The sequence below is a fragment of the Conexibacter sp. W3-3-2 genome (assembly GCF_009707605.1).
GTDB lineage: Bacteria > Actinomycetota > Thermoleophilia > Solirubrobacterales > Solirubrobacteraceae > Paraconexibacter > Paraconexibacter algicola.
Map to the genome: position 1 here is coordinate 810903 of NZ_WLYW01000001.1, position 25630 is coordinate 836532.

General features: G+C 75.0%; 23 protein-coding genes. 1 reads left to right on the plus strand and 22 read right to left on the minus strand.

The window, feature by feature from the left end:
- Nucleotides 1-10 precede the first annotated feature (10 nt).
- The 17 genes from rsmB to GKE82_RS04180 all read right to left on the minus strand — a co-directional run bounded on the left by rsmB (nucleotide 11) and on the right by GKE82_RS04180 (nucleotide 18409).
- Nucleotides 11-1201: a 16S rRNA (cytosine(967)-C(5))-methyltransferase RsmB gene (rsmB, locus tag GKE82_RS04100; RefSeq protein ID WP_154732402.1), complete on the minus strand. Its 1191-nt coding sequence runs from the start codon at nucleotides 1199-1201 to the stop codon at nucleotides 11-13.
- A 50-nt stretch (nucleotides 1202-1251) separates the two neighbouring features.
- Nucleotides 1252-2073 carry a methionyl-tRNA formyltransferase gene (locus GKE82_RS04105; RefSeq protein WP_309233398.1) on the minus strand — a complete coding sequence of 274 codons (822 nt, stop codon included), beginning with the start codon at nucleotides 2071-2073 and terminating at the stop codon, nucleotides 1252-1254.
- Between the two features lie 11 nt (nucleotides 2074-2084).
- Nucleotides 2085-2720 (minus strand): peptide deformylase, encoded by a 636-nt coding sequence (gene def, locus GKE82_RS04110; protein WP_230316086.1) that lies wholly within the window; start codon nucleotides 2718-2720, stop codon nucleotides 2085-2087.
- Between the two features lie 32 nt (nucleotides 2721-2752).
- Entirely contained in the window at nucleotides 2753-4831 is a 2079-nt protein-coding gene (gene priA / locus GKE82_RS04115; RefSeq protein ID WP_154732403.1) for a primosomal protein N', read from the minus strand.
- Between the two features lie 73 nt (nucleotides 4832-4904).
- Nucleotides 4905-6125, minus strand: a complete 1221-nt coding sequence (gene metK, locus GKE82_RS04120) for a methionine adenosyltransferase (protein WP_154732404.1) — start codon at nucleotides 6123-6125, stop codon at nucleotides 4905-4907.
- Entirely contained in the window at nucleotides 6122-7624 is a 1503-nt protein-coding gene (locus GKE82_RS04125) for a hypothetical protein (protein ID WP_154732405.1), read from the minus strand. Before GKE82_RS04125 ends, metK begins: the two co-directional genes overlap by 4 nt.
- Entirely contained in the window at nucleotides 7624-8940 is a 1317-nt protein-coding gene (der, locus tag GKE82_RS04130) for a ribosome biogenesis GTPase Der (protein WP_154732406.1), read from the minus strand. Before der ends, GKE82_RS04125 begins: the two co-directional genes overlap by 1 nt.
- Nucleotides 8937-9530, minus strand: coding sequence for a (d)CMP kinase (gene cmk, locus GKE82_RS04135; protein WP_107570487.1), 594 nt, complete (start codon nucleotides 9528-9530; stop codon nucleotides 8937-8939). Before cmk ends, der begins: the two co-directional genes overlap by 4 nt.
- Before the next feature lie 61 nt (nucleotides 9531-9591).
- A complete protein-coding gene (aroA, locus tag GKE82_RS04140) occupies nucleotides 9592-10914 on the minus strand; it encodes a 3-phosphoshikimate 1-carboxyvinyltransferase (RefSeq protein ID WP_309233400.1) in 1323 nt (440 codons plus the stop codon).
- The gene (locus tag GKE82_RS04150) at nucleotides 10911-11984 is read right to left on the minus strand and encodes a prephenate dehydrogenase/arogenate dehydrogenase family protein (protein WP_196189048.1); all 1074 of its coding nucleotides are present in this window, start codon (nucleotides 11982-11984) and stop codon (nucleotides 10911-10913) included. Before GKE82_RS04150 ends, aroA begins: the two co-directional genes overlap by 4 nt.
- An 11-nt stretch (nucleotides 11985-11995) precedes the next feature.
- Nucleotides 11996-12808, minus strand: a complete 813-nt coding sequence (gene aroF, locus GKE82_RS04155) for a 3-deoxy-7-phosphoheptulonate synthase (RefSeq protein WP_154732407.1) — start codon at nucleotides 12806-12808, stop codon at nucleotides 11996-11998.
- 111 nt (nucleotides 12809-12919) lie between these two features.
- Entirely contained in the window at nucleotides 12920-13042 is a 123-nt protein-coding gene (locus GKE82_RS29720) for a hypothetical protein (protein WP_255450656.1), read from the minus strand.
- 34 nt (nucleotides 13043-13076) lie between these two features.
- The gene (locus tag GKE82_RS04160) at nucleotides 13077-14597 is read right to left on the minus strand and encodes a lipase family protein (protein WP_196189049.1); all 1521 of its coding nucleotides are present in this window, start codon (nucleotides 14595-14597) and stop codon (nucleotides 13077-13079) included.
- Nucleotides 14598-14715: 118 nt separating this feature from the next.
- Complete coding sequence (locus tag GKE82_RS04165; protein ID WP_107570491.1) at nucleotides 14716-15801, minus strand: histidinol-phosphate transaminase; 1086 nt, start codon at nucleotides 15799-15801, stop codon at nucleotides 14716-14718.
- Between the two features lie 44 nt (nucleotides 15802-15845).
- Nucleotides 15846-16211: a chorismate mutase gene (gene aroH, locus GKE82_RS04170; protein WP_107570492.1), complete on the minus strand. Its 366-nt coding sequence runs from the start codon at nucleotides 16209-16211 to the stop codon at nucleotides 15846-15848.
- 14 nt (nucleotides 16212-16225) lie between these two features.
- A complete protein-coding gene (locus GKE82_RS04175; protein WP_309233401.1) occupies nucleotides 16226-16951 on the minus strand; it encodes a pseudouridine synthase in 726 nt (241 codons plus the stop codon).
- 132 nt (nucleotides 16952-17083) lie between these two features.
- On the minus strand, nucleotides 17084-18409 hold the full coding sequence (locus tag GKE82_RS04180) for an IS256 family transposase (RefSeq protein WP_196189050.1): 1326 nt from the start codon (nucleotides 18407-18409) through the stop codon (nucleotides 17084-17086).
- A 289-nt stretch (nucleotides 18410-18698) separates the two neighbouring features.
- On the opposite strand from GKE82_RS04180, the gene rlmN reads away from it, so the two are divergent.
- Entirely contained in the window at nucleotides 18699-19679 is a 981-nt protein-coding gene (gene rlmN / locus GKE82_RS04185; protein WP_154732409.1) for a 23S rRNA (adenine(2503)-C(2))-methyltransferase RlmN, read from the plus strand.
- Nucleotides 19680-19700: 21 nt separating this feature from the next.
- Here the strand turns inward: rlmN and scpB are convergent, their stop codons facing one another.
- The 5 genes from scpB to GKE82_RS04210 all read right to left on the minus strand — a co-directional run bounded on the left by scpB (nucleotide 19701) and on the right by GKE82_RS04210 (nucleotide 25597).
- Nucleotides 19701-20651, minus strand: a complete 951-nt coding sequence (gene scpB / locus GKE82_RS04190) for an SMC-Scp complex subunit ScpB (RefSeq protein ID WP_154732410.1) — start codon at nucleotides 20649-20651, stop codon at nucleotides 19701-19703.
- A complete protein-coding gene (locus GKE82_RS04195; RefSeq protein WP_233243920.1) occupies nucleotides 20648-21412 on the minus strand; it encodes a ScpA family protein in 765 nt (254 codons plus the stop codon). Before GKE82_RS04195 ends, scpB begins: the two co-directional genes overlap by 4 nt.
- A gap of 89 nt (nucleotides 21413-21501) precedes the next feature.
- Nucleotides 21502-23127, minus strand: a complete 1626-nt coding sequence (locus GKE82_RS04200) for a calcium-binding protein (RefSeq protein WP_154732412.1) — start codon at nucleotides 23125-23127, stop codon at nucleotides 21502-21504.
- Between the two features lie 22 nt (nucleotides 23128-23149).
- Complete coding sequence (gene trpS / locus GKE82_RS04205; RefSeq protein WP_154732413.1) at nucleotides 23150-24169, minus strand: tryptophan--tRNA ligase; 1020 nt, start codon at nucleotides 24167-24169, stop codon at nucleotides 23150-23152.
- A gap of 102 nt (nucleotides 24170-24271) precedes the next feature.
- Nucleotides 24272-25597 (minus strand): hypothetical protein, encoded by a 1326-nt coding sequence (locus GKE82_RS04210; protein ID WP_154732414.1) that lies wholly within the window; start codon nucleotides 25595-25597, stop codon nucleotides 24272-24274.
- Between the last annotated feature and the right edge of the window lie 33 nt (nucleotides 25598-25630).

A 25630-nucleotide genomic window follows, 5' to 3' on the forward strand; every position in this document is an offset into this window, starting at 1 on the left:
AGCAGGGAGCCTACGGGGTCTCCCGGGCGACGTAGAACCCGTCGGTCCCGTCGCGGTGCGGGAGCGTCTGGAAGCGCTCGTCGCCGACCAGACGCTCCTCTTCCCGGGAGATCGTGCAGGTGGAGTAGACGAGCGTGCCCCCCGGCTTCAGGGCGCCCCGGGCGGCCTGGAGCATGCGGTCCTGCAGCGCGGCGAGCTGCGTGATCGCGGCCTCGGTCACGCGCCAGCGCAGGTCCGGGTGCGAGCGCAGCGTGCCCAGCCCGGAGCACGGCGGGTCCAGCAGCACGCGGTCGAACGGCCGGTCGGTCTGGAACCGCGACGCGTCGGCGACCACGACGGTGACGTTGCGGGCGTGCAGGCGCTCGCAGGTCCGCTGGAGCACCCCGGCCCGGCCGGTGTGCTGCTCGACGGCGACGAGGTCCCCCTCCCCGCCCATCAGCGCGGCGAGGTGGGCGGTCTTGCCACCCGGTGCGGCGCAGAGGTCGAGGACCCGCTCGCCCGGGCGCGGCCCGAGGAACCGGGCGACGCGCTGCGCGGCCCGGGACTGCGGGGTGATCGCGCCCGCGGCGAACAGCGGCGAGCCCGCCAGGTCGAACGGCCCGTCGAGCACGAGCGCGTCGTCCTCGCGGCGGCCGGGCGGCAGCTGCGAGGCGTCGACGGGGACGAGCGTGTTGATCCGCAGCACGAGCTCCGCGGGCTCGTTGTTGGCCGCCAGCAACGCCCGGGTCTCGTCCGCGCCGAGCTCGTCCCACCAGCGGCGCACGAGCCACTCCGGGTGGCTGTGGCGGATCGCGGCGCCCTGCGGGTCGGTGTCGGCGGGCAGCTCGATCCCCTCACGCTGGACGCGGCGCAGGATCGCGTTGACGACCTTGTGGCCCGGGCCGGGCTTCGCGAGCTCGACGCTCTCGGAGATCGCGGCGTGGTCGGCGATCCCGTCGAGGAACAGCAGCTGCTCGAGCCCGAGCCAGAGGGCGGCGCGGACCTCGGGCTGCAGGCGTCCCTTCGCGTGGCGGGAGACGATCCACTCCAGCGTGCCGTGCCGCTGCACGACCCCGAACACCAGGCGCTTGGCGAGCGCCCGCTCGCGGGGATCCAGGCCCTCCGCCTCGGCGCGCAGCGCCCGGTCGGCGTAGGCCCCCTGCTCGAAGACGCGCCGCACGACCCGCAGCGCGGTCGCACGCGCCGGGCTGACCGCGGACATGGGCCGGACGGTACCTCAGCGCCGACCGCGGAGGTCCTGCGCCGGGACGCTCAGCTGCGGCCGCGCAGGTAGTCCGCGTAGGACATCGTTCGCTTGCCGGGCGGCTGGACCTCGAGCAGCTCGAGCGTCCCGTCCTCCCCCACGCGCGCGTCGCGCACGCCGAGGAACGAGCCGTCGGGCAGCTGCAGGCGCGCGCCGATGTGCGGGCTCAGGGCGCGCACGACGCGCACCTGCTCGGCGGCGGGGGCGCCCGGGTCCAGCGTGCGGTCCTCGGCGGTGAGCTTCTCCGCGTAGGTGACGCCGTCCTCGACCTGCTCCTCGTAGACGGGCGGGTCGTCGAGGGCGCGGATCAGCAGCGTCGCGCCGAGGTCCTGCAGGCGGCGGGCGAGCGCCCCGTAGGTGTCGTCCTCGCGGATCGGCTCGCGCTCCAGCAGCCCGACCGGGCCGCTGTCGAGGCCCGCGGTCAGGCGCATGATCGCCACGCCGGTCTCGGCGTCTCCGGCCATGATCGCCCGCTCGATCGGGGCCGCGCCGCGCCAGCGCGGCAGCAGCGACGGGTGCACGTTGAGGATCTCGTGCGCGTCGAGCAGCTCCTGCTTGATCAGGGCGCCGAACGCGCACACGATCAGCACGTCGGGCCGGGCGGCGGCGATCCGCTCGCGGGCCTCGGGACCGTTGACGTCCTGCGGCTGGTCCAGCGGGATGCCCAGCAGGCGCGCGAGGTCGGCGACCGGCGGCGACTGCAGCGCGCGGCCGCGCCCCTTCGGGCGGTCCGGGCGGGTGACGACGAGCTCGGGGCGGTGCGGCGTGTCGGCCAGCCGGCCGAGGATCGCGGCCGCGAAGTCCGAGGTGCCGAGGTAGACGGTGCGCACGCGGACCGGGCTCAGTCGCCGAGGTCGGGGCCGCGGACCCCGCGCTCCTGCGCCTCGCGCAGCGCGCGCATCGCCTCCTTGCGCTGGGCGCGCGTGGTGCGGTCGAGGATCAGCACGCCGTCGAGGTGGTCCATCTCGTGCTGGATGACTCGGGCCTCGAGGCCGGACGCCTCGATGATCTGCTCCTCGCCCCACTCGTCGAGCGCGCGGACCCGCACGTGCACGGGGCGCTCGACGTCGACGACGACCGCGGGCAGGCTCAGGCAGCCCTCCTCGAAGACCTCGGTCTCCTTGCTGGACCACTCGATCTCCGGGTTCACCAGGGCCGCGAGCGGCGCCTCGGAGCTCAGCCGGTAGACGAGCAGGCGCGTCGGGACGCCCAGCTGCGGCGCGGCGAGCCCGATGCCCATCGAGTCCTCCATCAGCGAGCCCATGCGCTGCACCTCGAGCCGCAGCTCGTCGTCGAAGTCCTCGATCGCCCGGGCCTTCGTCTTGAGGACCGGGTCGCCGAACTGCTTGACGAGCTTCAGCGCCTCCCGGCGGCGCGCGAGCGCCTCGGGGTCGGGCGGCGGGACCTCGCGGGTCGGGCGGCCGCCGTCGGCCTCCTCGTCGGGGACCAGCTCGGTCTTCTCGTCGACGTCGGACATCACCCCAAGGGTATCGGCGCGCGGCCCCGGGCCTACTGCGGGTCGACGTCGACCGACAGGTTCGCGGTCCGGTGGGCCTTCGCGGCCCGGACGGCGGCGGCCGCGACCCCCGCCGCCTCGATCGCCGCGTAGCGGTCCGGGCCCTTGACGACCAGCTGGCTGCGCTCGCGGCCCCGCAGCCGGAACAGCGGTGCGGGACCGAGCAGCATCGCGCCGTCCCCCGCGCCCCCGGCCGCGTCCACGGCGGTCCGGACCGCGTGGGCGGCGGCGTGCGCGGCGCCCGGCTCGGTGGAGGAGCAGACGATCCGGATGAGTGTCGCGAACGGCGGGTAGCGCAGCGCGCGGCGGCGCTGGAGCTCGCCCTCGAGGAACCCGTCGCTGTCGTGCCGGACGGCGTGCATGATCGACGGGGCGTCGGGGTCGAGCGTCTGCACGAGCACCCGGCCCGCGCCCCCGCCGCGACCCGCGCGACCGGCGAGCTGGGTGACGAGGCTGAACGTCCGCTCCTCGGCGCGGAAGTCCGGGAACCGCAGCGTGCCGTCGGCGTCGACGACCACGCCGAGGTCGACGTCGGCGAAGTCGTGGCCCTTGGCGACGACCTGCGTGCCGACGAGGATCGCCCGGTCGGCGCGCTCGAAGCGCTGCAGCGCCTCGCCGGGGTTCGCGACCCCCGCGTCGAGGCGCACGACGGGCGCGATCCGCGCGAGCTCGTGCTCGAGCCGCTCGGTGCCGGTCCCGTGGCGGGCCAGCGACACCGAGGCGCACTCCGGGCACGCCCGCGGCACCGGCTCGCGGTGACCGCAGTGGTGGCAGGACATCGCGCCCTCCGCGCGGTGCAGCACGAGCGTGACGTCGCACTGCGGGCACTCCCACGTGTGGCCGCAGGAGCGGCAGGTGAGGAAGTTCGACCAGCCGCGCCGGTTGAGCAGGACGATCGCCTTGCGGGCGTCGACGAGCGCGTCGTGGGTGCGGCGGTGCAGGACCGTGCCGGCCGCGGTCGCGCGCATGTCGACGATCTGGACCGGCGGCAGACGCGCCCCGTCGGCGCGGTGCGCCAGCCGGATGCGGCGCAGCGCGTGCACCGACTCCGGGCGCGGCGTGGCGCTGCCGACGACGAGCACCCCGCCGGAGAGCTCGGCGCGCCGCTGGGCGACGAGGCGGGCGTCGTAGCGGGGGTCGCCCTCGTGCTTGTACGTGCCGTCGTGCTCCTCGTCGACGATCACCAGGCCGACGCCGCGCAGCGGCGCGAGCACCGCGGAGCGCGGCCCGACGCAGATCCGCGCCTCGCCGTCGCGCAGGCGCCGCCACTCGTCGTAGCGCTCGCCCTGGCTCAGGCCCGAGTGGAGCACCGCGACGGTGTCGCCGAAGCGGTCGACGAAGCGGGCGATCATCTGCGGCGTCAGCCCGATCTCCGGCACCAGGACGATCACGCCGGCCCCGGCGCGCAGCGTCTGCTCGGCGGCCCGCAGGTACACCTCGGTCTTCCCCGAACCGGTCACCCCGTGCAGCAGCAGCCGTTCCCCGGGCCCGGCGGTGGCGATCGCGTGCACGGCCGCCTCCTGCTCGGGGTTGAGGACGGGCGGGTCGCGGCGCGCCCCGACCGCGACGTGCTCGGGGGCGCGGCGGCGGTCCCGCGGTGCGACCGTGACGAGCCCGCGCTTCTCCAGGCGCCGCAGCGCCCCGAGGTCGGTTCCCGCGAACCGCGGCAGCGCGGCGAGCAGCGCGCGCTGGTTGTCGGTCAGGCGGACCTCCGGGCCGGGGTCGCGGCCCGCCGCGGTCGGCTCCGCCCACAGCTGGGCCTTCGCGCGCACCCCGGAGGGCGGCAGCATCAGCGACAGCGCCCGCGCGGGGGTCGAGCAGTACTCGCGGGCCATCCACAGGCCGAGGGCGACGAGCTCCGGCGGGATCGCCTCGGGCAGCACGCGGCGCGGCACCGCGAGCTCGTGCGGGCTGCTGTCGGCCAGGGCGGTGACGACCGCGCGAAGCGTCTGGCGGCCGAACGGGACCTCCAGCAGCGACCCGACCTCGGCGCCCTCCGGCCGGACGTAGTCGAACGGCCCGCGCAGTGCGCGGGCGGTCGTGAGCGGCTCGACCTGGACCACGGACTGCACGGACCGACCAGAGTACGGACGAGGGCGGCCCGACCGGGCCGCCCTCGTGGACGCTGCGGGTGTGGCGCGGGCGCTAGACGCCCGCGGCCGCCTTGAGCTCGTCGACCTTGTCCAGGTTCTCCCAGGTGAAGTCCGGGTCCTGGCGGCCGAAGTGGCCGTAGGCCGCGGTCTTCTGGAAGATCGGGCGGAACAGGTTCAGGTGCCGGCGGTACGCGAGCGGGCGGAGGTCGAAGACCTCGCGGACCGCGGCGTTGATCTTCGCGTGCGGGATCTTCTCGGTGCCGAACGTCTCGACGAGGATGGAGATCGGCTGCGCGACGCCGATGGCGTAGGAGACCTGGATCTCCGCGCGGTCGGCGAGGCCCGCGGCGACGACGTTCTTGGCGACCCAGCGGGTCGCGTACGCGGCGGAGCGGTCGACCTTCGAGCTGTCCTTGCCGGAGAACGCGCCACCACCGTGGCGGGCGGCGCCGCCGTAGGTGTCGACGATGATCTTGCGGCCGGTCAGGCCGGTGTCGCCGACGGGACCGCCGATGACGAAGCGGCCGGTCGGGTTCACGAGGAACTCGCCCAGCAGGGTGTTCTCGTCGTAGAGCTCGGCCGGCAGCACGGGCTTGACGACGTGCTCCCAGAGGTCGGCCTTGATCTTCGCCTGATCGCTGTACTCCGCGGTGTGCTGCGTGGAGATCAGCAGCTTGTCGATCGAGACCGGCTTGCCGTCGCGGTAGCGGACGGAGACCTGGGTCTTCGCGTCGGGGCGCAGGTAGTCGAGGTCGCCGTTCTTGCGGACCTCGGCGAGGCGCTCGGCCAGACGGTGCGCCTGCTGGATCGCCACGGGCATCAGCTCGGGGGTCTCGTTCGTGGCGTAGCCGAAGATGATGCCCTGGTCGCCCGCGCCCTCGAGGTCGAGGTCGTCGGCGGAGCCGCCCTTGTGCTCGGCGGCGTCGTCGACGCCGGCGGCGATGTCGTCGGACTGCGGGTCGATCGCGTTGAGGACCGCGCAGGAGTCGGCGGAGAAGCCCAGCGCCGCGTCGGTGTAGCCGATCTTGCGGATCGTCTCGCGGGCGATCTTCTGGATGTCGATGTACGCGTCGGTGCGGATCTCACCGGAGACGACGGCCAGACCCGTGTTGACGAGCACCTCGCAGGCGACGCGCGCCTTCTCGGGGTTCGGGTCGTTCGCCAGCACGGCGTCGAGGACGCCGTCGGAGATCTGGTCGGCGACCTTGTCGGGGTGCCCCTCCGAGACGGACTCGGACGTGAACAGGTATTCGTTGTCGGCGTAGGTGCTCATGGGATCGAGAGAAGGATCTCCGCGGTGGATTCGTCCGCACTGCCGCTCGAGCGGGCTCCGATCGCCCGGACCTTCACCAGGTCGTCGCGGACGGCCTGGTAGGCGCGGTCATCGTTGAGGCCGGTCTGCTCGGCGAGGCGCAGAAGCTGACTGAGGTCGAGAAAGACTAGCGAGGTGGTCGGCTTTCCGCCGTTTCCGAGCACCGCCCGCCACGCGTCGCTGCCGGCGAGGCCGCCGTCGGCGCGCCGCGCGTCCAGGACGCCGTCGCGCCGGGTGGCGATGAGGACGCGTCCCTCGTCGACCGCGTAGTGGACCTCGATGCCCGCGGTGAGCCGCAGCGACGCGACCCCGTCGGCGCGCGTCCAGCGCGGTGTCGGCCCGCCGGAGGGGGCGAGGATGCGGGCCAGCGGCGCCTCGACGCGGCGCAGCGCGGCGGCGGTCGCGTCGCGGTCGCGGGCGGCGACCGCGACGGTCAGGGTCGGGGCGGGCAGGCCCGGGGTGAGCGTCAGGCCGACCTCGCCGCGGAACAGGTCGAGCAGGTCGCGCTGCAGGCCGGGGGTCTGCCGGGCGAGCTCGCGGCGGGCGCGGACGAGCAGCGGGCCGAGGCCGGCGAAGCTGCCGCCCGCGACGTCGGCGATGCGCGCCAGCCCGCCGGAGACGCCGCTGACCGCGAGGTACGCGAGCGCACCGCGGGGCGCGGTGTCCTGCAGCCGCGGCGTGAACGGCCGGAACGTGCCGGCGGCGCCCGTCGGCCGCTCCAGGGCGGAGCGGACCGTCAGCAGGGCGCCGTCCTCGCGCGAGCTGACCGCGATCGCCGCCCCGACGAGCCCGGGCTGCGCCAGCAGGGTCCCCGCCCCGCCGAGCAGGCCGCCCCGGGGGGCGAGCAGCCGCGCGACCCCCTCGCGGGAGACCCAGCCGTCGGCGACCCGGTCGGCGGGCAGCTGCGCGGTGGCCCGGCGGTACCGGGCCTGCTGCGCCAGCGACCGGCCCTTGCCGCGGGCGAGCTCGCGGGCGAGCTGCAGCGTCTGCGGCTGCCCGACCGCGAGGAACCGACCGATGCGCGCGGTCTGCACCGGGCCGCACTGGCGGTCGCGCGGGGTGCCCTGCGGCTCGCGGCCGGTGTCGAGCAGCACGAGCGACCCGGCCGTCCCACCGCCGGTGTCGAGGAAGGCGAGCGCGGCCTCGGCGCCGCGGACGTCCGCCGCGCGCACGCCGCAGCTCGGGGCGGTGAGGCGGCGCACGACGTCGTCGCGCACGCGCGCGAAGCCGGGGAAGCGGCGGGCGATCGCCTCCGCCTCCCGGGTCCCGGGGCGCTGCGCGTCGGTCGAGAGGTGCAGGTAGACGAGCGCGTCCGCGGGGATCAGCGCGGTGGCGCGCGCCGCGGGCGGCGCGTCGGGCGCGTCGTCACCACCGGTGAGCAGCAGCACGAGCGCCGCCGCGACCGCGACGACGAGCGCCGCCGCGAGGACGGCGAGGAGCCGCGGGCGTCCCGCGGGCATCAGCGGTCGCTGCGCCGCTGGTCGCGCTCGTTGAAGTCGATGATCACCGGGACCCCGTCCAGGCCGTAGCGGGCACGGAGCCGATTCTCGACGAAGTACGCGTAGTCGCGCGTCACCCGGTTGCGGGAGTTCACCTGGATCGCGAACCGCGGCGGCCGCTCGTCGATCTGCGCCATGTACAGGAGCTTGAGCCGGTGGCCCTGCTTGGCCGGCGGCTGCTTGGCCTGCACGGTGTCCGACAGGAAGCGGTTGAGCTCCGAGGTCGGGATCCGGCCCTTCATGCGGTCCCCGAGCGCGATCGCCTCGGTGAGGATCCGGGCGACGTGCCGCCCGGTCTGCGCGCTGGCGGTGAGGACCTTCGGTCGCAGCCGCAGCTTGCGGGTCGCGTGCGCGCGCTCGTGGTCGAGGTCGGCCTCCTGCATCGGGGCGGCGTCCCACTTGTTCAGCACCAGCGCGGTCGCGCAGCCCTCCTTCATCGCCAGCTCGGCGATCCGCAGGTCCTGCGCGGTGATGCCGTCCTGCGCGTCGCAGATCACGAGCGCGACGTCGGCGCGCTCGACCGCGCGCTGGGAGCGCAGCGTCGTGAAGTACTCGACGGACTCCTGGACCTTCGCCTGGCGGCGCATGCCCGCGGTGTCGACGACGATGAGCTTGCGGCCGTCGACCTCCAGGGGCATGTCGATCGCGTCCCGGGTCGTGCCCGCGACGTCGCTGACGATCACGCGCTCCTCGCCGAGGAAGCGGTTGAGCATCGTCGACTTGCCGACGTTCGGACGGCCGATCAGCGCGAGCCGGATGACGTCGTCGTCCTCGTCGGCCTCGTCCTCCTCGGGCAGCAGCGCGGTGATCGCGTCCAGCAGGTCCCCGGTCCCGAGACCCTGGGCGGCACTGACGGCGATCGGGTCGCCGATGCCCAGCGCGTAGAACTCGGCGGTCGCCGCCGCCTGCTCGACGCTGTCGACCTTGTTGGCGGCCAGCAGCACCGGCTTGTCGTGGCGGCGCAGCAGGTCGGCGAGCTCCTCGTCGCCCGGCCGGATGCCCGCGCGCGCGTCGACGACCAGCACGGTCACGGCCGCCTCCCCCATCGCGGCCCGGGCCTGCGCGCGGATCGAGACGCCCATCGGGTCCTCGTCCAGCGCGTCCATGCCGCCCGTGTCGATGAGCGTGAAGCGGCGACCGTTCCAGTCGCACGGCAGCTCCTTGCGGTCACGCGTGATGCCCGCGCGCTCGTGCACCACGGCCTCCCGCGTGCCGGTCAGGCGGTTGACGAGGGAGGACTTCCCGACGTTGGGGTAGCCGACGATCGCGACCTTCATGCGGATGCTCCTGGTGTGCGCGGGACGAGCGCGACGATGGCGGCGACGACCTCCTCGATCGTCAGCCCGGTGGTGTCGACGTGCACGGCGTCCGGGGCGGCGACCATCGGATCGTGCTCACGGGTGGCGTCGCGCTCGTCGCGTTCGAGCAGGTCCTCGACGGGGATGCCGCGGCGGGCGGCGCGCTCGGCGGGGTCGGCGTCGAGCCAGACCTTCACCTCGGCGTCGGGGGCGACGACGGTGCCGATGTCGCGGCCCTCCGCGACCCAGGCGCCGTCGGCGATCAGCGCGCGCTGCCGGCCGACCATCGCCTCGCGCACGCGCGGGTCGGTGGCGACGCGCGAGGCGGCCTGCCCGGCCTCGGGCGTGCGGATCGCCTCGCTGACGTCCTCGCCGTCGAGCAGCACGCGGTCGCCGTCGAAGCGGATGTCGAGCCGGCCCGCGTCGGCGAGGTCGATCGCGTCGGCGCGCAGGCCGACACACCGGTACATGGCACCGGTGTCGAGGTACGTGTAGCCGAGCGCGTCGGCGACGGCGCGCGCGACGGTGCTCTTCCCGGCCCCCGCAGGACCGTCGATCGCGACCAACATGGCCCCGATGGTGGCACGCCGCCGCGTCGCGGGGCGGTGCGGCGCCCCGCGGCCGGTCGGCTCAGCGGCGCAGCAGCGCCGTGATGTCCTCGGTGAACGTCGGGTAGGAGACGGCGGCCGCGTCCATGCCGACGACCGTGACGCCCTCCCGTGAGGCGAGGCCCGCGACGGCGCCGAGCATCGCGAGGCGATGGTCGCCGTGGGACTCGATCGTGCCGCCGCGCAGGCCGCCGGTGCCGGTGACGACGAACCCGTCCTCGGTCGCCTCGATCTCGGCGCCGAGGCCGCGCAGGCCGTCGACGACGAGCGCGATCCGGTCGGACTCCTTGAAGCGGAGCTCCTCGGCGCCGCGGACGACCGTCTCCCCCTCGGCGAAGCAGCCCAGCAGCGCCACGAGCGGCAGCTCGTCGATCGCCAGCGGCACCTCGTGCGGCTCGACGACGGTGCCGACGAGCGAGCCGTGAGCGACGTCGAGGTCGGTGATCGGCTCGACCCCGGGGATCTGGCCGTCGCCCGCCGGGTCCTCGAGCTCGCCCAGGACGACGCCGCCCATCCGCTGCAGGATCCGCACGAAGCCGGTGCGCGTCCAGTTCGCGCCGCTGCCCTTGACGAGCAGCCGGGACTTCGGGACGAGCACGCCGGCGGCGATCGCGAACGCGGCGCTCGACGGGTCGCCCGGCACGGTGATCGTGTCGAGCACGAGCTCGTCCGCGTTGGTGACGGTGATGCGGTCGCCCTCGCGGTGCAGCGACACGCCCGCGGCGGCGAGCATCCGCTCGGTGTGGTCTCGGCTGGGGACCGGCTCGACGACCGTGGTCGGCCCGTCGGCGGTGAGCCCGGCGAAGAGGACGCACGACTTCACCTGGGCACTGGCGACCGGCAGCGTGTACTCGATGCCGCGCAGCCGCGCCCCGGTGATCGTGAACGGCGGGTAGCGCTCGTCGGTCGCCTCGATCGACGCGCCCATCTCCCGCAGCGGGATCGCGACGCGGTCGACGGGCCGCTTGCGGATCGACGCGTCCCCGTCGAGCGTGTAGCTGCGGCCCTCCTGGGAGGCCAGCAGGCCGGGCAGGAGCCGCATGAGCGTGCCCGCGTTGCCGACGTCGATCGGCCCGTCGACCTCGGAGGACTCGCGCAGGCCGGTGCCGCGGACGACGATCTCGTCCGGGCCGCGCTGGACGATCGCGCCGAGCGTGCCCATCGCGTCGAGCGTCGAGGTGGTGTCGGCCGCCTCGAGGTAGTTGCGGATGACGACCGGCTCGGTCGCCATGCCGCCGAGCATCGCGGCGCGATGCGAGATCGACTTGTCGGCCGGCGGGACGATCGAGCCCTTCAGCCGGCCCGCCGGATCGAACCGGACGGTGGTGCCCTTCCCTGCGCTCACGCTTCCCCCTCGATCTGCAGCCCCAGGCCGGCGACGAGCTCGGCGGCCCGCCCGGCCCGGTCGGCGGCCACCCACAGGGCGACCTCCCCGGTCCGCCGGTCGGCGGACGGCGACAGGGTCATGTCGTTGATGTTGATGCCCGCCCGCCCCAGGGCGAGCGCGATCTCGGCCACGATGCCGGGCCGGTTGGTGACGGTCACGCGCAGCTCGCGTGCCGGTCCCTCGCCGCCGGCGAGCCCGACCTGCAGCAGCGCCTCGCGGTCCGCGCGGGCCGCGTCGTTCCAGCGCGCGATCGCGCCGGCGTCCTGGGCGACGAGCGCGGCGCGGACGTCCTGGAGCCGCGCCACGGCGTCGTCGAGCTGGTCGACGAGCGCGTCGCGGTTGGCGAGGTAGATGTCCGTCCACATGGTCGTGTTGGCCCCGGCGACGCGGGTGGCGTCGCGGAAGCTGGGGCCGGTGGCGGGCAGCGACCCGTCGCCGCCGAGCGCCTGCGCGGCCTGGGCGACCATGACGTTGGCGATCACGTGCGGGAGGTGCGACACCGACGCCATCAGACGGTCGTGCGTGGCGGCGTCGATCGCCTGCGGGCGCGCGCCGATCCCGGCGACGAAGCGCGTGAGCCGCTCGAAGTGCACGCCCGAGGTGGCGGACGTCGGCGTCAGGTACCAGGGGGCGCCGTCGAACAGGTCGGCGCGGGACCCCGCCGCCCCGGCGGTCTCTGCCCCGGCGAGCGGGTGGCCGGCGATGAAGCGCGGGTCGGGCAGCGCGGCGACGACGTCGCGCTTGGCGGAGCCGACGTCGGTGACGATCGCGTCGGGGCGGGCGGCGGCGAGCGCGTCGGCGGCGACCGCGGGGATGCGGCCGACCGGCGCGCAGACGACGACGAGGTCGGCGTCCCCGACCGCGGCGGCGAGGTCGTCGGCGGGCGCGTCGAGCGCGCCGACCGCGAGGCCGGTGCGCACCGCGTCGCCGTCGGGGTCGTAGCCGACGACCTGCGCGCCCAGCCGCTCGCGGGCGGCGAGGCCCACGGACCCGCCGATGAGCCCTACTCCGAGGATGGCCAGACGCACGGGGGCGAACCCTACGCGACCATGGCCGACCCGGCGGTCAGCGCGCGCCCGCCGATGGCGGCGGCGTCGCGCAGTCGCGCGACGTAGGCGGGGAGGTCCCGCGTGTGGAGCTGCTGGGGCCCGTCGCAGACGGCGGCGTCCGGGTCCGGGTGCGTCTCGACGATCAGCCCGTCCGCCCCGGCGGCGATCGCGGCGAGCGACAGCGGCTCGACGAGGTCGCGGCGGCCGGCCGCGTGCGAGGGGTCGACGATGACCGGCAGGTCGGTCATCCCCTTCAGCACGGGGATGGCGAGGATGTCGAGCGTGAAGCGGTAGGCGGTCTCGAAGGTCCGGATGCCCCGCTCGCAGAGGACGACGTCGTCGCTGCCGCCGTTGCGGATGTAGTCGGCGGCGCTGACGAGCTCGGCGAGCGTGGCGGACAGCCCGCGCTTGAGGACGACGGGCATCCCGGCGCGCCCGAGCTCGGTGAGCAGCGTGTAGTTCTGCATGTTCCGCGCGCCGACCTGGACGACGTCGGCGACGGCGGCCACCCGCTCGACGTCGCGGGGGTCGACGCACTCGGTGACGATCGGCAGGCCGGTCCGCTCGCGGGCCTCCCGCAGCAGCTCGAGGCCCTCGGGGCCGAGCCCCTGGAAGCTCGTGGGCGACGTGCGCGGCTTGTACGCGCCGCCGCGCAGCATCGTGGCGCCCGCGGCGAGCACCGCGTCGGCGGCGGCGGTGAGCTGGGCGCGCGACTCGACCGTGCAGGGGCCGGCGATGAGCAGCAGCTCGTCGCCTCCCACGGTGTGGCCGGCGATCGTTCGGGGAGTGGTGCGGTGGGTCATGGCGGTGGCGTCCTTCGTCAACAGGGATACGGTCGGCGGGTGGAGCCGGGATGGCTCCGCGGCGGCGGCGCTCGGCCCTGAGGGCCTCAACGAGGGGCGATTCGCGCCCGGTCAGGACGACGAACGGCCGAGCGCCTGGCGAAATCGCCAGGACCGGGCATAGGACGCGGCGCGATGGGCCACGGGAGAGCCGACGGCGGTGCGGGTGCTGCTGCTGTCGGCGAGGAACGTCACGGGCGCTGCGAACCGTAGCAGCGCCCGCGCCCGGTCACGAGCGGCGCGGGGCGCAGACCCGGTAGGTGCGGGTCTGCACGAGGCGCGCACCCGTGCTGGTCCGCGCGACGATCCGCAGCGTCACGAGCCCGGGTCGGCGGCCGGCGAGCCGCACCCGCACGACGGACCGGCCGCGACGGTCGCGGCCGACGGCGACCCGGCGCCCGCCGAGCGTGGCGCGCACGGCGACGAGGCGTCCGCGGGCGGGGCGGCGCACGGCGACCGCGAAGGTGCGGCGTGGTGCGCACGGGCGGCCGGGTGCCACGGCGGGCGGGCGGGCGCCCGGGGTGGCTGACGGGGCGGGATCGGGCGGGACGGTGCAGGTGCTGTTCGCCGGGCGTCCCGCGAACCGGGCGGCGAGGAACCGCAGGGCCCCCGGCTCGCCGACGGCCACCTCGGTGAAGTGCTCGCCCGGGTGCTCGACGTGCTCCACGGGCACGCCGGCCCGGCAGAAGCGGCGCAGCAGCTCCCGCGAGGGGGCGATCGGGGCGAGCTCGTCGCCGGTCGCGTGGTAGTCGTAGACCGGGACCGCGGGGACGCCGGGATAGGTGAGCGGGCTGGCCTGCCGGAAGACCTCGGTGAACGGCTCGCGGTCGATCGCGCCCGGGTCGGTCAGGCCGTCCGCCGCCCGGAACGCGGGGTGCTTCAGGGCGGCGTCGACGATGCAGTCGTCCTGGCTGCGCGCGACGGCGGCCCGTCCCCGGGCGGAGAGGAACGAGGTGAGGCGCGCCTGCGGGTAGGCGCGGTCGAGGCCGATCAGCCCGATGACGATCGCGCCGCCGGCGGGCCCCCCGTCGAAGGCGCGCAGGCCCTCGCGGATGCTGGCGTTGTTGCCGCCCAGCGCGACGCCGACGAGCGGCAGCTCGGGCGCGTGGGTCGGGTGCAGCTGGGCGGCGGGGCTGGAGGCGATCGCGCCGCCGGAGTAGCCCCAGAGGCCGATCGGGGCGCGCGGGTCGATCCCGGCGGGCGCGAAGGCACGGGCGGCGCGCAGCCCGTCCAGGACGCCGCGGGCCTGCCCGTCGGCGCCGAGCCAGGCGGAGTCCGGGCCCTGGTAGTCGGGGACTACGACGGTCCAGCCGCGCTCGACGGCGGAGGCGACCGTCTGCGCGTCGGGCGTGGTGTTGGTGGGCGCGCGCAGGCCCTGCGTGAGCACCCACGAGGGGGCGCAACGCAGCCCAACCCCGTCTTCGGGCATCTGGTAGCTGAGGACCGGGCGCGGTCCGTCCCCCGTCCACGGCGTCCGGGGCCGCAGGACGGTGGTGAGGTAGGCCGAGGGCGCGCCGGTCGTGTCGCGGGTCTTGAAGCGGACCTGCCAGGCGTCGGCGTCGATCGGCAGCGAGAACCGGGTGGCGGTGACCGGTCGCGCGTCGATGACGGTCCCGTCGGCGAGGCCGGCGATGCCCGCGGGCACCCCGTAGAAGGGGTCGTCGTCGGGCCGGGCCTGGGCGGTCGCGGTGGCGACGGGCGCGGCGGACAGCAGGGCGGCGGCGAGCGCCAGGACGCGTCGGCGGGACATGCGCTCCTCCCCGGAGGCAGATCTGGTCACGGGCATGACCGGATGGACGGGGCGACCGTACCACCCCCGCCCGCGATCCGGCAAGCGCCCTGACCAGACGGCTGGCGCCGTCGGTCCGTCAGGCGCCGAGCAGCACCCCGAGCTCGTGGAGGAAGCGGTCGTTCTGCTGCGGCGTGCCGTAGGTGACGCGCAGCGCCCCCTCGCGACCGAGCGCGCTGCCTGCGCGCACGAGCACCCCGCGGGCGGCGAGGCCGTCGACGATCGCCTTCTCCTCGTAGCCGTCGGGCAGGTCGAACCAGGCGAAGTTCGCCTGCGAGTCCGCCGGGGTGATGCCCAGCTCGGCGAGTCCGGACTCGAGCTCGACCCGCGCGATCACCGCGCGCTCGACGCGCTCGGCCACGGCGTCCTGGTGCTTGAGCGCCTCGATCGCCGCCGCCTGCGCGGCCTGGTTGCAGAAAAACGGCTGGCGGACCTGGTTGACGGCGGTGGGGAACTCGTCACCGCCGCAGAGCGCGTAGCCGACCCGCAGGCCGCAGAGACCGTAGATCTTGGAGAACGTCCGCAGCAGCACGAGGTTGTCGTGCTTCTTCAGCAGGTCGATCGACGAGTCCGGGTCCTCCAGCGTGTTGTACTCGCAGTACGCCTCGTCCAGCAGCACGCAGACGTGCCGGGGCACCTTCTCGAGGAACCTGGCGATGTCCGCCAGCGGGATCGCGGTCGAGGTCGGGTTGTTCGGGTTGCAGACGATCACCAGGCGCGTCGCCGCGGTGATCTCCGCCGCCATCGCGTCGAGGTCGTGCTCCTGGCGGTCGTTCAGCGGCACGCGGATGCCACGCGCGCCCGAGGCCGCCTCCAGGTGCGGGTAGACGCTGAAGCTCGGCCACGCGTAGACGAGCTCGGCGCCCGGCTCGAGCAGCGCGTCACCGGCCGCCAGCAGGATGTCGCAGCTGCCGTTGCCGATCGCGATGCGGTGCGGCGGCACCTCGGTGCGGTCGCTGAGCGCGCGACGCAGCAGTGCGTTGGTCGGGTCCGGGTAGCGGTTGAGCCCGCCGAGGACCTTGGCGACCGCCTCCTGGACCGCCGGGAGCGGCGGGTCCGGGGCCTCGTTGGAGGCCAGCAGGGCGACGTCCTCGGGCAGCGCGTAGGCGCTGGCCGCAGGGTAGACGGGGATGCGCGCGACGCGCTCGTTGAACTCGATGGCCACGCCAGCAGGCTACCGCCCGTGCGCGCCGTCCCGGCGCCGTGCGGCTACTGGGCGGAGTCGAGGTCGGTGCGCAGGGCGCGCGCCTCCCCCAGGTACACGTGCCGGGCCTCGTGGCCGTCGGGCGCGTAGTAGTGCATCAGCACGCGGATGACCTTCGGGAGCGCGCCGGGGACCGGGATCTCCTGCGCGCACAGCAGCGGCACGCGGTCGAAGCCCAGAGCGCGCGCGGCGACGGCGGGGAAGTCGGCGTCGAGGTCGGGCGTGAGCGTGAAGATGCAGCTGACGACGTCGTCGGGGGTCAGCTCGTTGCGCTTCATGATCTCGCGCATCAGCCAGTCGGTCGCGCCGAGGATCGCCTCGCCGGAGTTCTGGTCGACGGACGAGGCTCCGCGGAGGGCGAACAGGCGCATGGACGCGGATTGAATCAGCCGCGCGGCGGCGGTGACGGGCGCCCCGCCGCGCGCAGCCGCTCGACCTCCGCGGCGGTCAGGCGCCGCGCGCGCCCCTCGGCCAGACCGGTGAGCCGCAACGGGCCGAACGCGACGCGCTGGAGCGCGACCACGGGATGGCCGACCTCCTCGAGCATGCGGCGGACCTGGCGCTTGCGACCCTCGCGCAGCGTCAGCTCGACCTCCTCGCGCGAGAGCGCCCGGGCCTTCGCGGGGAGCGTCATCCCGTCGTCGAGCCGGACCCCCTCGCGCAGGCGTCGCAGCGTCGCCTCCTTGACGGGCGGGTGCTCGACCCGCGCCCGGTAGGTCTTGGGGACCTCGAAGCTCGGGTGGGTGAGGTGCTGGGCGAGCTCGCCGTCGTTGGTCAGGAGCAGCAGGCCGGTGGTGTCGGCGTCGAGGCGACCGACGGGGTAGAGCCGCACGTCGGCGTCGACGAGGTCGACGACGGTCGGGCGCCCGTGGGTGTCGCGCGCCGTCGAGACGACGCCGGCGGGCTTGTTGACGGCGTAGACCACGCGGGCCTGCGTCGTCGGGGAGGCGATCTCCAGGCCGTCGACGGTGATGTGCTCGGTGCCGGTGACGTCGGTCGCCGGGTCGAGCACGACGACCCCGTCGACCATCACACGACCCTCGAAGACGAGCTTCTCCGAGGCGCGGCGGGACGCGACGCCCGCGTGGGCGAGATGCTTCTGCAGACGCACGCCCAGCACCGTACCCCGCCCGGGCCCTGGGGCGACCCTGCGACGCACCGCCCCGACGGCGCCCTGGGAGCGCCGCCGCACCCCTGGAGGATGTCCCGGTCGCCGTGGAACTTCTCGGCGGCGGTTCGGTGATCAGTGAGCGGGTGCGAGCGTAGCGGCCGGCTCGGGGGTCGTGGTGGACATGGTCGGCGAGGCGGTTGCGGAGCGTCGGGCGGCGAGGTCGCGCTCGACGGCGATCGTGAGTGTGGCGAGGTGGTCGACGCCGATGATTTTCCGGAACTGCTGTTCGGCTTCGAGCATGCCGGCGGCGGTCCATCTGAGGCACATGTCGCCGGACTGCCAGCGCTTCACGTTCCTGGAGGTGCGGCGGACGAACTCGATCATCGACTCGATCGGGTTCGTCGAGGCGAGGGTGCGGCGGAGTTGCTCGGGGCAGCCGAGGCGCTGCAGTGTGAGCGTCTCGGGGAGGCCTTCGCGCAGCGACGCCGCGGCTCCGGGATGGGAGTGGGCGAGTTCGTCGGCGAGCCGGTTGAGGCCGTCGAGCGCGAGCTCGTAGTTGGACTGCTTCCAGGCGGTGCGCAACCTGCGCTTGACGAGGTCGCGATCGGCCTCGGGGAGGTGGTCCAGGACGTTCCTCTCCTTGTGGCGGATGCATCGCTGGACGGGGACCGGGCCGAGGACCTGGTCGACCGCCGCGCGCAGCGCCTTTCCGCCGTCCAGGACGACCAGGACGCCCTGGTCGAGGTCCAGGCCACGGTCGACGAGGTCGGCGAGGAGGTGCCGGGCGACCGTCTGGTTCTCGGTGCTGCCGTCCCAGAGGCCGAGCGGGACCTTCACCCCATCGGTCGTGACCCCGAGGGCGACGACGCAGCAGCGGCCTTTGAGCTCGATCCCGTCGAGCATCAGCGCCGCCAACCGCACGTCGCCCAGGTCGCGCGACATGAGCGCGCGCAGGTGCTCGGTCGTGCGCCCGACGAACTCGCGGCTGACCGCGCTCTTGGAGGTCGACCGCTCGGCCGCGGTCACGTGCTCGCCGACCGGCTCCCGGGTGCGCGCGAACCGTCGCGTGGAGACGCCGGCGAGCATCTGCTCGAGCACGACCCGGGTGAGTGGGTCACGGTCGGCGAAGTGCGCGTAGGTCTGAAGGCGGATCTCGCCGCTGCCGTCAGCGGCCCGCACCCGCGGGCGTTGCACGCCGACACGCCGGCCGCCCAAGGTGACCTCGCCCGGTTCGTGGCCGTGGCGCACCGCGACGCGGTCCGGGTCGCGTCGGCCTTTCGGGCCGACGACCTCGGTGACCTCTTCTTCCATCAGCGTGTCCAGCACGCCGAGCCCGACGCCGACGCTCAACGCCAGCAGCCCGTCCTTGGCGGCATTGACGAGCTCTCCGAGCGCCTCCTGCACAGCGGGCGGCAGCGCGAGCTCGCGGCCGTCGGGGTCCTGCTCTACGTTCCTCACGGCGGTTCTCCTGTCTCGGATGGACTTCAAGCACCCGTCACGCTCCCAACGGGAGCGGACGAGGCGGGAGAACCGCCGCCTACAAAGTTCTACGAGCTACGGGACAACCTCCACCCCTGCCTGCCGGACCTCAGCTCGCGGGTCCCGCGAGCTGAGGTCCGGCGGGCCGCGCCGGCCCGCGGGTCGCGCCGAGCGAGCCACGGTCGATCGACCGGCCCACCGGACCTGCCGGTGACGTCGGGGAGGTGGCCGCGATGCCTCGGACGCCCCGCCGACCTACCATGGGCGGGTGGACCTCGCGCTCCTCGACAGCACGCTCGCCGACCTCGGCCAGCCCGCCTTCCGCGCCAAGCAGGTGTGGGAGTGGGCCTCGCGCGGCGCCGCCGGCTACGAGGAGATGACGAACCTGCCCGCTGGGCTGCGCGACGAGCTCGCCGCGCGCGTGCCGTTCTCGACGCTCGAGCTCGTCCGGGAGGCGCACGCCTCCGACGGGACGGTCAAGGCGCTGTTCCGCACGCAGGACGGCCGGCTGATCGAGGCGGTCCTGATGCGCTACCGGGACGGCCGCCGCTCGGTCTGCCTGTCCTCGCAGTCCGGCTGCCCGCTGACCTGCACGTTCTGCGCGACCGGCACGATGAAGTTCGGCCGCAACCTGTCCGCCGGGGAGATCCTCGACCAGGCCCTGCACTTCCGGCGGATCGAGCCGATCGACAACGTCATCTTCATGGGCATGGGCGAGCCGATGATGAACCTCGACAACGTGCTCACCACCTGCGAGCGGCTGCCCGACGTCGGGGTCGCCCACCGCCGTCAGGCGATCTCCACGGTCGGCTGGATCCCCGGCATCGACCGGCTCGCGCAGCAGGAGCGGCCGATCCGTCTCGCGCTGTCCCTGCACGCCGCCGACGACGCGCTGCGCTCGGAGATCATGCCCGTGAACGAGCGCTACCCGCTCCGCGACGTGCTCGCCGCCTGCGCCCGCTTCTACGCGCGCAAGAAGCGCAAGATCTTCGTCGAGTACGTGATGCTCGAGGGCGTCAACGACGCGCCCGAGCAGGCCGTGCAGCTGGCCCGGGTGCTCGACCCCAAGGTCTACAAGGTGAACCTCATCCCGTACAACCCGACCGGGTCCTACGACGGGTCCTCGCGCGAGGTCATCGACGTCTTCCGCGACACGGTCGAGGCGCACGGCGTCGAGGCGACCGTGCGGCTCACGCGCGGCCGCGACATCGACGCGGCCTGCGGCCAGCTGGCCGCGAAGTCCGCCTGAGCCCCTCGACCGCGGCGCGGGTCAGGCGGCGGGCGACGGCGCGGGATCGGGCTCGAGCCCGGGAACCGTGCTCGGACCGGTGTCCGCGTCACCCGGCTGGGCGACGGCGGTGGTGCCGGCACGGGCCTCGCCGGCGCGCAGCAGCCGCTCGCGCAGGTCGGCCTCCTCGTCGGGCGAGGGGTCCCACTCGGTGACCGGCGGCAGGTCCTTCAGCGACCGCAGCCCGAACAGCTTCAGGAACAGCGGCGTGGTGCGGTAGAGCACGGCGCCGAACTGGGAGCGGCCCGCCTCCTCGATGAGGCCGCGCTCGAGCAGTGTCTGGCTCGCGCTGTCGGCGCTGACGCCGCGGATGCGTGTGATCTCCGGGCGCGAGGCGGGCTGCAGGTAGGCGACGATCGCCAGCGTCTCGGCCTGGGCGGGCGACAGCGGCGGGGTGCGCGGCTTGGCGAGCAGCCGCCGCGCGGCCGACTCGGTCTCCGCCGCGGTGGCGAGCGCGTAGCCGCCGCCGACCTCGCGGAGCACCAGCCCGCGACGGCCCTCGGCGAGCTCCTCGCGCAGCAGCGCGATCGCGGCGGCCAGCTCGTGCGGCTCGCACTCGCAGGCGTCCGCGAGCTGCGGTGCGCGTACGGGCTCGGAGGACAGGAACAGCAGCGCCTCGACGCTGCGGCCGATCTCCGCGGCGCGCGCCGGGGCGACGTCCGCCGGGTCGCCCACGAGCTCGGGCTCCGCGGCCGGCACGTCCTCGGCCGACGAGACGGCGGGCTCCGCGTCGGCGGGCGGCGCGTCGGGTGCGACGTCGACCGCGGCGGCGTCGTCGGTCGCGACGGTCGCTTCCGGGACGGCGCCGTCGGCGGCGGGAGCGGGGTCCGCGTCCGCGGCGGGCACCGGGACGGGCGTCGTGCCGGGCGCGGTGGCGCGCTGGCCGAACGGGACGACGACGGCGCGGGGCTCGTCGCGGCGGTCGTCGCTCATGCGGTCACCGCGTCCCAGATCGGCCGCTCGTCCTGCCGCGGCGGGCGGATCGCGATGTCCCCGAACGGCTCGGCCTGCTCCCAGGTCGCCTCGCCCTGCTTGTAGAGCTCCAGCAGCGCGAACAGCGTCACCGCGACCGTCATCCGGTCCGCGCCGCGGACCGCGTCGTCGAACGAGCAGGTGCCGCGTCGCAGCAGCGAGCGCAGGATCGACAGCCGCTCGGCGACGGTGACCTTCGGGATGTTCAGGTGGTGCAGGCTGATGCGCTCGGGCATCTTCAGCAGGCCGCCCATGGCCTTGCCGAGCCGTCGCGGGTCGTAGACCGAGTCGGCCTCGTCCTCGCGGAACTCGCGCAGCCACCGCGGCAGCGGCGCCTCGCGGTAGCGGTGGTGGTGCTCGCCGGCCAGGCGGCGCTGCAGCTCCTCGGCGGCGCGGCGGTAGCGGACGGCCTCGAGCATGCGGGCCAGCAGCTCCTCCGCGGCCTCCCCCGGCTCGAGGTCCAGGAGGTCCTCCTCCTCACGCGGGAGCATCAGCCGCGACTTGAGCTCCAGCAGCGCGGCGATGAGCACGAGGAACTCGGTGGCGACCTCGAGGTCGAGCTCGCCCTTGGCCTCGAGGTGGTCGATGTAGGAGAGCACCACGTCGGCGAGCTCGACCTCGAGCAGGTCGACCTCCTCGCGCAGGACGAGGGTCAGGAGCAGGTCGAACGGCCCGCTGAAGACGTCGAGGTCGAGCTCGAGCTCTGCCACGGTGATCGGCACGCCCGGCACGCTAACGGCCCGATCGGACGGCGGCGAACCATTTCGGGAAGTCCCTGCAACCGTGATGGTTCGGACGTGAACGGCCCCGGTCAAGGGGCGAGCCGGGCGACCGCGACCGGCGGCCGGACGCCGTCCAGACGCCAGTGCGCGAGGTCCCCGCCGCGCAGCGCCGGACCGCGGAGGTCCCGGCCGCGCCCGGACGGCACGTCGAGCCGCCGGCGCAGCACGATCCGTCCGGCCCGCTGCACGGTGACGACACCGCGGCAGCGCCGGGCGTAGGGCCGCACGGGCGCGCGGTACACGCGCGGGCAGCGCACCCGCAGGCGTGACGGGGCGGTGCGGCGCGTCACGCGCAGCACCGGCCGCTGGCGGCCACGGACCTCGCAGCCACGCAGGTCGTCGACCGGGTCGACGACGACCTGGTCGAGCCCGGAGCCGCAGTCGAGCACGTCCCGGACGCCGTCGAGGGCGCTGATGCGATCGTCGCCGTCCCCGCCGTCGAGCACGTCCCGGGCGGTCCCGCCGACGAGCCGGTCCTCGCCGCCGAGGCCTCGCAGCGTCACCGGCGTGATGCCGCCCGCCAGGAGGTCCGCGGCGGTCGCCGTGCCCTCGACGATCTCGACGTCGCGGCCGATCCGGTCGCGCTCCCCGGACTCGCCGTCGTCGGCGATCTTGTCGAGCGTCACCCGCACCGGGCCGCCGACGAAGATCGAGGCGTACGCCACCCGGTCGACTCCCGCCCCGCCCTCGACGGTGTCGTCCCCGCGGTCCCCGAGGAGGACGTCGTCCCCTCCCCCGCCGCGCAGCACGTCGTCGCCGCCGCGGCCCGACAGCCGATCGGCGCCGTCGGAGCCGACGAGCAGGTCCGGGCCCTCGCCGCCGATGAGCTCCTCGATCCCCAGGAGGTTCCCGGTCGCCGCGCCGCGCGGTCCGTCGTTGGCGCGGCCGTCGAGACTCAGGACCATCGGGACGGACCCGAGGTGGCGCGCCACGTCCCCCTCCCCCGCGCCGCCGTCGCACACGTCGGGACCGGGCCCGCCGAGCAGGCAGGCGTCGTCGCCGGGCCCGCCGTCGAATCGGTCCTCGCCCGCCCCGAGGTCGACGACGTCGTCCCCGCCCCCGCCGATCACGGTCTCGTCGGCGTCGGTCCCGCGGACGAGGTCGTCCCCCGCACCGCCGACGACCACCTCGACCTCGCGCACGTCGTCCTGCTCGCCCAGGCGCCCGTCGTCCTCGCCGCCGCCGAGCGTGACCGCCACCCCGTCGTCGTGGCGGCCGTCGTCGTAGCGGACCGTGTCGCGCCCGGGGCCGCCGACGAGCCGCTCGGGGCCGGCGCCGCCCGTGAGCTCGTCGTCGCCCGGGCCGCCCGACAGCAGCGTCGGCCGGGCGACCCGCGTGACGAGCCGGTCGTCCCCGTCACCCGCCTCGACCCGCACCACCTCGACGGGCGCCGCGGCGCACACGACGGCGAGCGGCGTGTCGGGGGCGGCCGCGCAGCCGTCGCGCGCGACCGGTGGGGTCGCGGCGTCGGTCACGCGCACGAGCTCGCCCTGCGGCTCGACGAGCAGGTCGTTGCGCTCTCCGGGCGCGGCGGTCACGGTCAGCGCGCCGTCCCCGACCGCGACGGTCGCGGCGGCGGCGGTCCCGGGGAGCGCCAGCCCCACGAGCAGCGCGAGGACCGAGACCCTTCCGTGCCGCTGGACCCTGCCGCCCATGGCACGGACCCTACGCCGCGGGTCAGCGGCGCGGGCCGACGCCCATGACCTCCCGGACGTCCGCGAGGACCCCGGAGGCGATCGCGCGGGCCTTCTCCGCCCCGGCGCCGAGCGCCTCCTCGATGGCGGCTTCGTCGGGCCGCAGCTCGGCGTAGCGCTCGCGGACCGGCGCGAGCAGACCGTCGACCGCCTCGGCGGTCGCGAGCTTCAGGTCGCCGTACCCGCGGGCGTCGGCCATCGACGCCTGGGCGTCGGCGATGGTGGTCCCGCGCGCGACGGCCAGGAGCTCCAGCAGGTTGCTGACCCCCGGCTTGGCCGCGCGGTCGAAGCGGATCTCGTTGTCGGAGTCGGTGACCGCGCGCTTGAACTTCTTCACCAGCGCGGCGGGCTCCTCGAGGACGTAGAGCGTGCCCTCGATGCTGCTGCTCGACGTGGACATCTTCCGCGTCGGCTCCTGCAGGTCCATGATCCGGGCGCCGACCTCGGGGATGCGGTGCTCGGGCACGACGAGGACCGGCTCACGCTCGGCCGCGAACCGGGCGTTGAAGCGCAGCGCGATGTCGCGCATCAGCTCGACGTGCTGGCGCTGGTCGTCGCCGACCGGCACCTCGGTGGCGCGGTAGGCGAGCACGTCGGCGGCCATCAGCGTCGGGTAGAGGAAGAGCCCGGCGGACACGAGCTCGCGCTGCTGCGCGCTCTTGTCCTTGAACTGGTGCATGCGGTTGAGGTCACCGTGCGCGGTGACGCTGCACAGCAGCCAGCAGAGCTCGGCGTGCTCCTGCACGTCGCTCTGGCGGAACAGCACGCAGCGGGCGGGGTCCAGCCCGGCGGCGAGCAGCAGCGCGGTCGTGTCGTAGAGGCGCTCGCGCAGCTCGGCCGGGTCGTACTGGACCGTCGTGGCGTGCAGGTCGACGATGCAGAAGATCGCGTCCCCGCCGGCCTCGACGGCCCGCTCCTGGCCGGCGACGTACTGCCGGATCGCCCCGACGTAGTTGCCGAGGTGCTTGCGGCCGGTGGGCTGGATCCCGCTGAAGATGCGCATCGGCCGGTCAGCCTACCCCTCGCGCCCGGTCCCCCGACCCGCGGTGGGGGACGCGCGGCGCGTCGTGGCGCCCGCCCTGCGCGGGCGGACGCCGGTGCCGGTTCAGCGGACGACGATCGGGATGTTGACCCGCGCCGCGTTGCCCGTGCTCGGGACGTAGCGGAAGCGGATCGTGCGCGTCGAGTAGTTCGTCGGGTTGAACCAGGTGATCGCGCCGCGCTGGCGCACCGTGGCGCCGGACTTCGCCGCGAAGCGGCCGCGGACGATGTTCAGCACCTCGACCGCGGTCCCGGCGGGCGCGACGACGCGCTTGCCCCTGTCCCTGCAGGTGAGCGTGCCGCGGAAGCGGTAGCGCTTGCCCTTGGCGAAGATCGCCGCCCCGGAGGACGTGCGACCGACCGGCTGCTGCGACAGGCGGACCGTCAGCCGCGGCACGAGGCAGCGCCCCGGATCCGCGGTGAGCGGGAGCGCCTGGCCGAGCACGCTGCCGTCGGGCAGCCGGTTGACGGCGGGCGAGTTGTCGATCCGCACGTCGCGGTCGAGGATCGTGCTGACGTTGCCCGACAGGTCGGTCACCCGGACGACGAAGCGGTGCTTGCCGTCCGCGACGGTCTTCGTGTCGAAGCTCAGCGTCGGGGTCGCGCTCTTCGGGCACGCCACCCCGACGGCGAGGTCCACGCCCGGACGGGCGGGACCGATGTCGGCGCACGCGGCACCCGCGAGGTCGACGGTCTGCCGCAGCACCCCGTCGACGAGCAGCTCGACACGCTCGAGCCCGGTGCCCTCGTCGCTGGTGGTGGCCACGAAGCTCATCGTGTTGCGGCCGGGCTCGCTGAGGCTGCCGACCGAGCCGTTCGGGGCGCGGTCGTCGCTGACCGTGAGCGTCAGCGCGCTGACGTCGACCACGGCCGCGCTGCCGGAGCAGGCTGCGGGGAACGAGGAGGTGCAGGTCAGCGAGGTCTCGGCGAACGGCCCGGAGGCCGCGCCCGTGACGGTGCCGGCGCCCCCGGCGGCCGCGGTCGTCTCGAGCTGCTCGATGATCCCGCCGCCCGACGAGGCGAAGCGGTACACCCCGGGCTGACCGCCGCCGGGCCCGCCGAAGCCGCTCAGCGCACGCTGCGCCGAGGCCGCGGACACGGTGACGCCGCCGGGCGAGGTGATCCGCCAGGCCGCGCTGCTGCCGGAGGCGGGCGCCCCGCTGGTGAACGCGAGGCGCAGGCCGTCGCCGGCCGCGGTCCCGGAGCAGCCGGAGCCGACCGTCGTGGCGATCGCGTTGCCGGCGTTCGTCGCGAGGAGGCCGTCGAGGCCCAGGGCCTGTCCGGCGGGGCCGTGGCAGCCCCAGTAGGTGACGGTCCCGGCCTGGGCGGCGGCGGTCGGGCCGGCGAGGATCGCCAGCGCCACCGGGGCCGCGAGAAGGGTCTTGCGCATGAGTCGGTTCTCCTGGAGGTCGTCGGATCGGTT

What these genes read in the sequence shown, in the direction of transcription:
- rsmB (WP_154732402.1), bottom strand. Translation starts at nt 1,201, where the DNA reads ATGTCCGCGGTCAGCCCGGCGCGTGCGACCGCGCTGCGGGTCGTGCGG.
- def (WP_230316086.1), bottom strand. Translation starts at nt 2,720, where the DNA reads ATGTCCGACGTCGACGAGAAGACCGAGCTGGTCCCCGACGAGGAGGCC.
- metK (WP_154732404.1), bottom strand. Translation starts at nt 6,125, where the DNA reads ATGAGCACCTACGCCGACAACGAATACCTGTTCACGTCCGAGTCCGTC.
- GKE82_RS04125 (WP_154732405.1), bottom strand. Translation starts at nt 7,624, where the DNA reads ATGCCCGCGGGACGCCCGCGGCTCCTCGCCGTCCTCGCGGCGGCGCTC.
- der (WP_154732406.1), bottom strand. Translation starts at nt 8,940, where the DNA reads ATGAAGGTCGCGATCGTCGGCTACCCCAACGTCGGGAAGTCCTCCCTC.
- cmk (WP_107570487.1), bottom strand. Translation starts at nt 9,530, where the DNA reads ATGTTGGTCGCGATCGACGGTCCTGCGGGGGCCGGGAAGAGCACCGTC.
- aroF (WP_154732407.1), bottom strand. Translation starts at nt 12,808, where the DNA reads ATGACCCACCGCACCACTCCCCGAACGATCGCCGGCCACACCGTGGGA.
- GKE82_RS04160 (WP_196189049.1), bottom strand. Translation starts at nt 14,597, where the DNA reads ATGTCCCGCCGACGCGTCCTGGCGCTCGCCGCCGCCCTGCTGTCCGCC.
- aroH (WP_107570492.1), bottom strand. Translation starts at nt 16,211, where the DNA reads ATGCGCCTGTTCGCCCTCCGCGGAGCCTCGTCCGTCGACCAGAACTCC.
- scpB (WP_154732410.1), bottom strand. Translation starts at nt 20,651, where the DNA reads ATGAGCGACGACCGCCGCGACGAGCCCCGCGCCGTCGTCGTCCCGTTC.
- GKE82_RS04200 (WP_154732412.1), bottom strand. Translation starts at nt 23,127, where the DNA reads ATGGGCGGCAGGGTCCAGCGGCACGGAAGGGTCTCGGTCCTCGCGCTG.
- trpS (WP_154732413.1), bottom strand. Translation starts at nt 24,169, where the DNA reads ATGCGCATCTTCAGCGGGATCCAGCCCACCGGCCGCAAGCACCTCGGC.
- GKE82_RS04210 (WP_154732414.1), bottom strand. Translation starts at nt 25,597, where the DNA reads ATGCGCAAGACCCTTCTCGCGGCCCCGGTGGCGCTGGCGATCCTCGCC.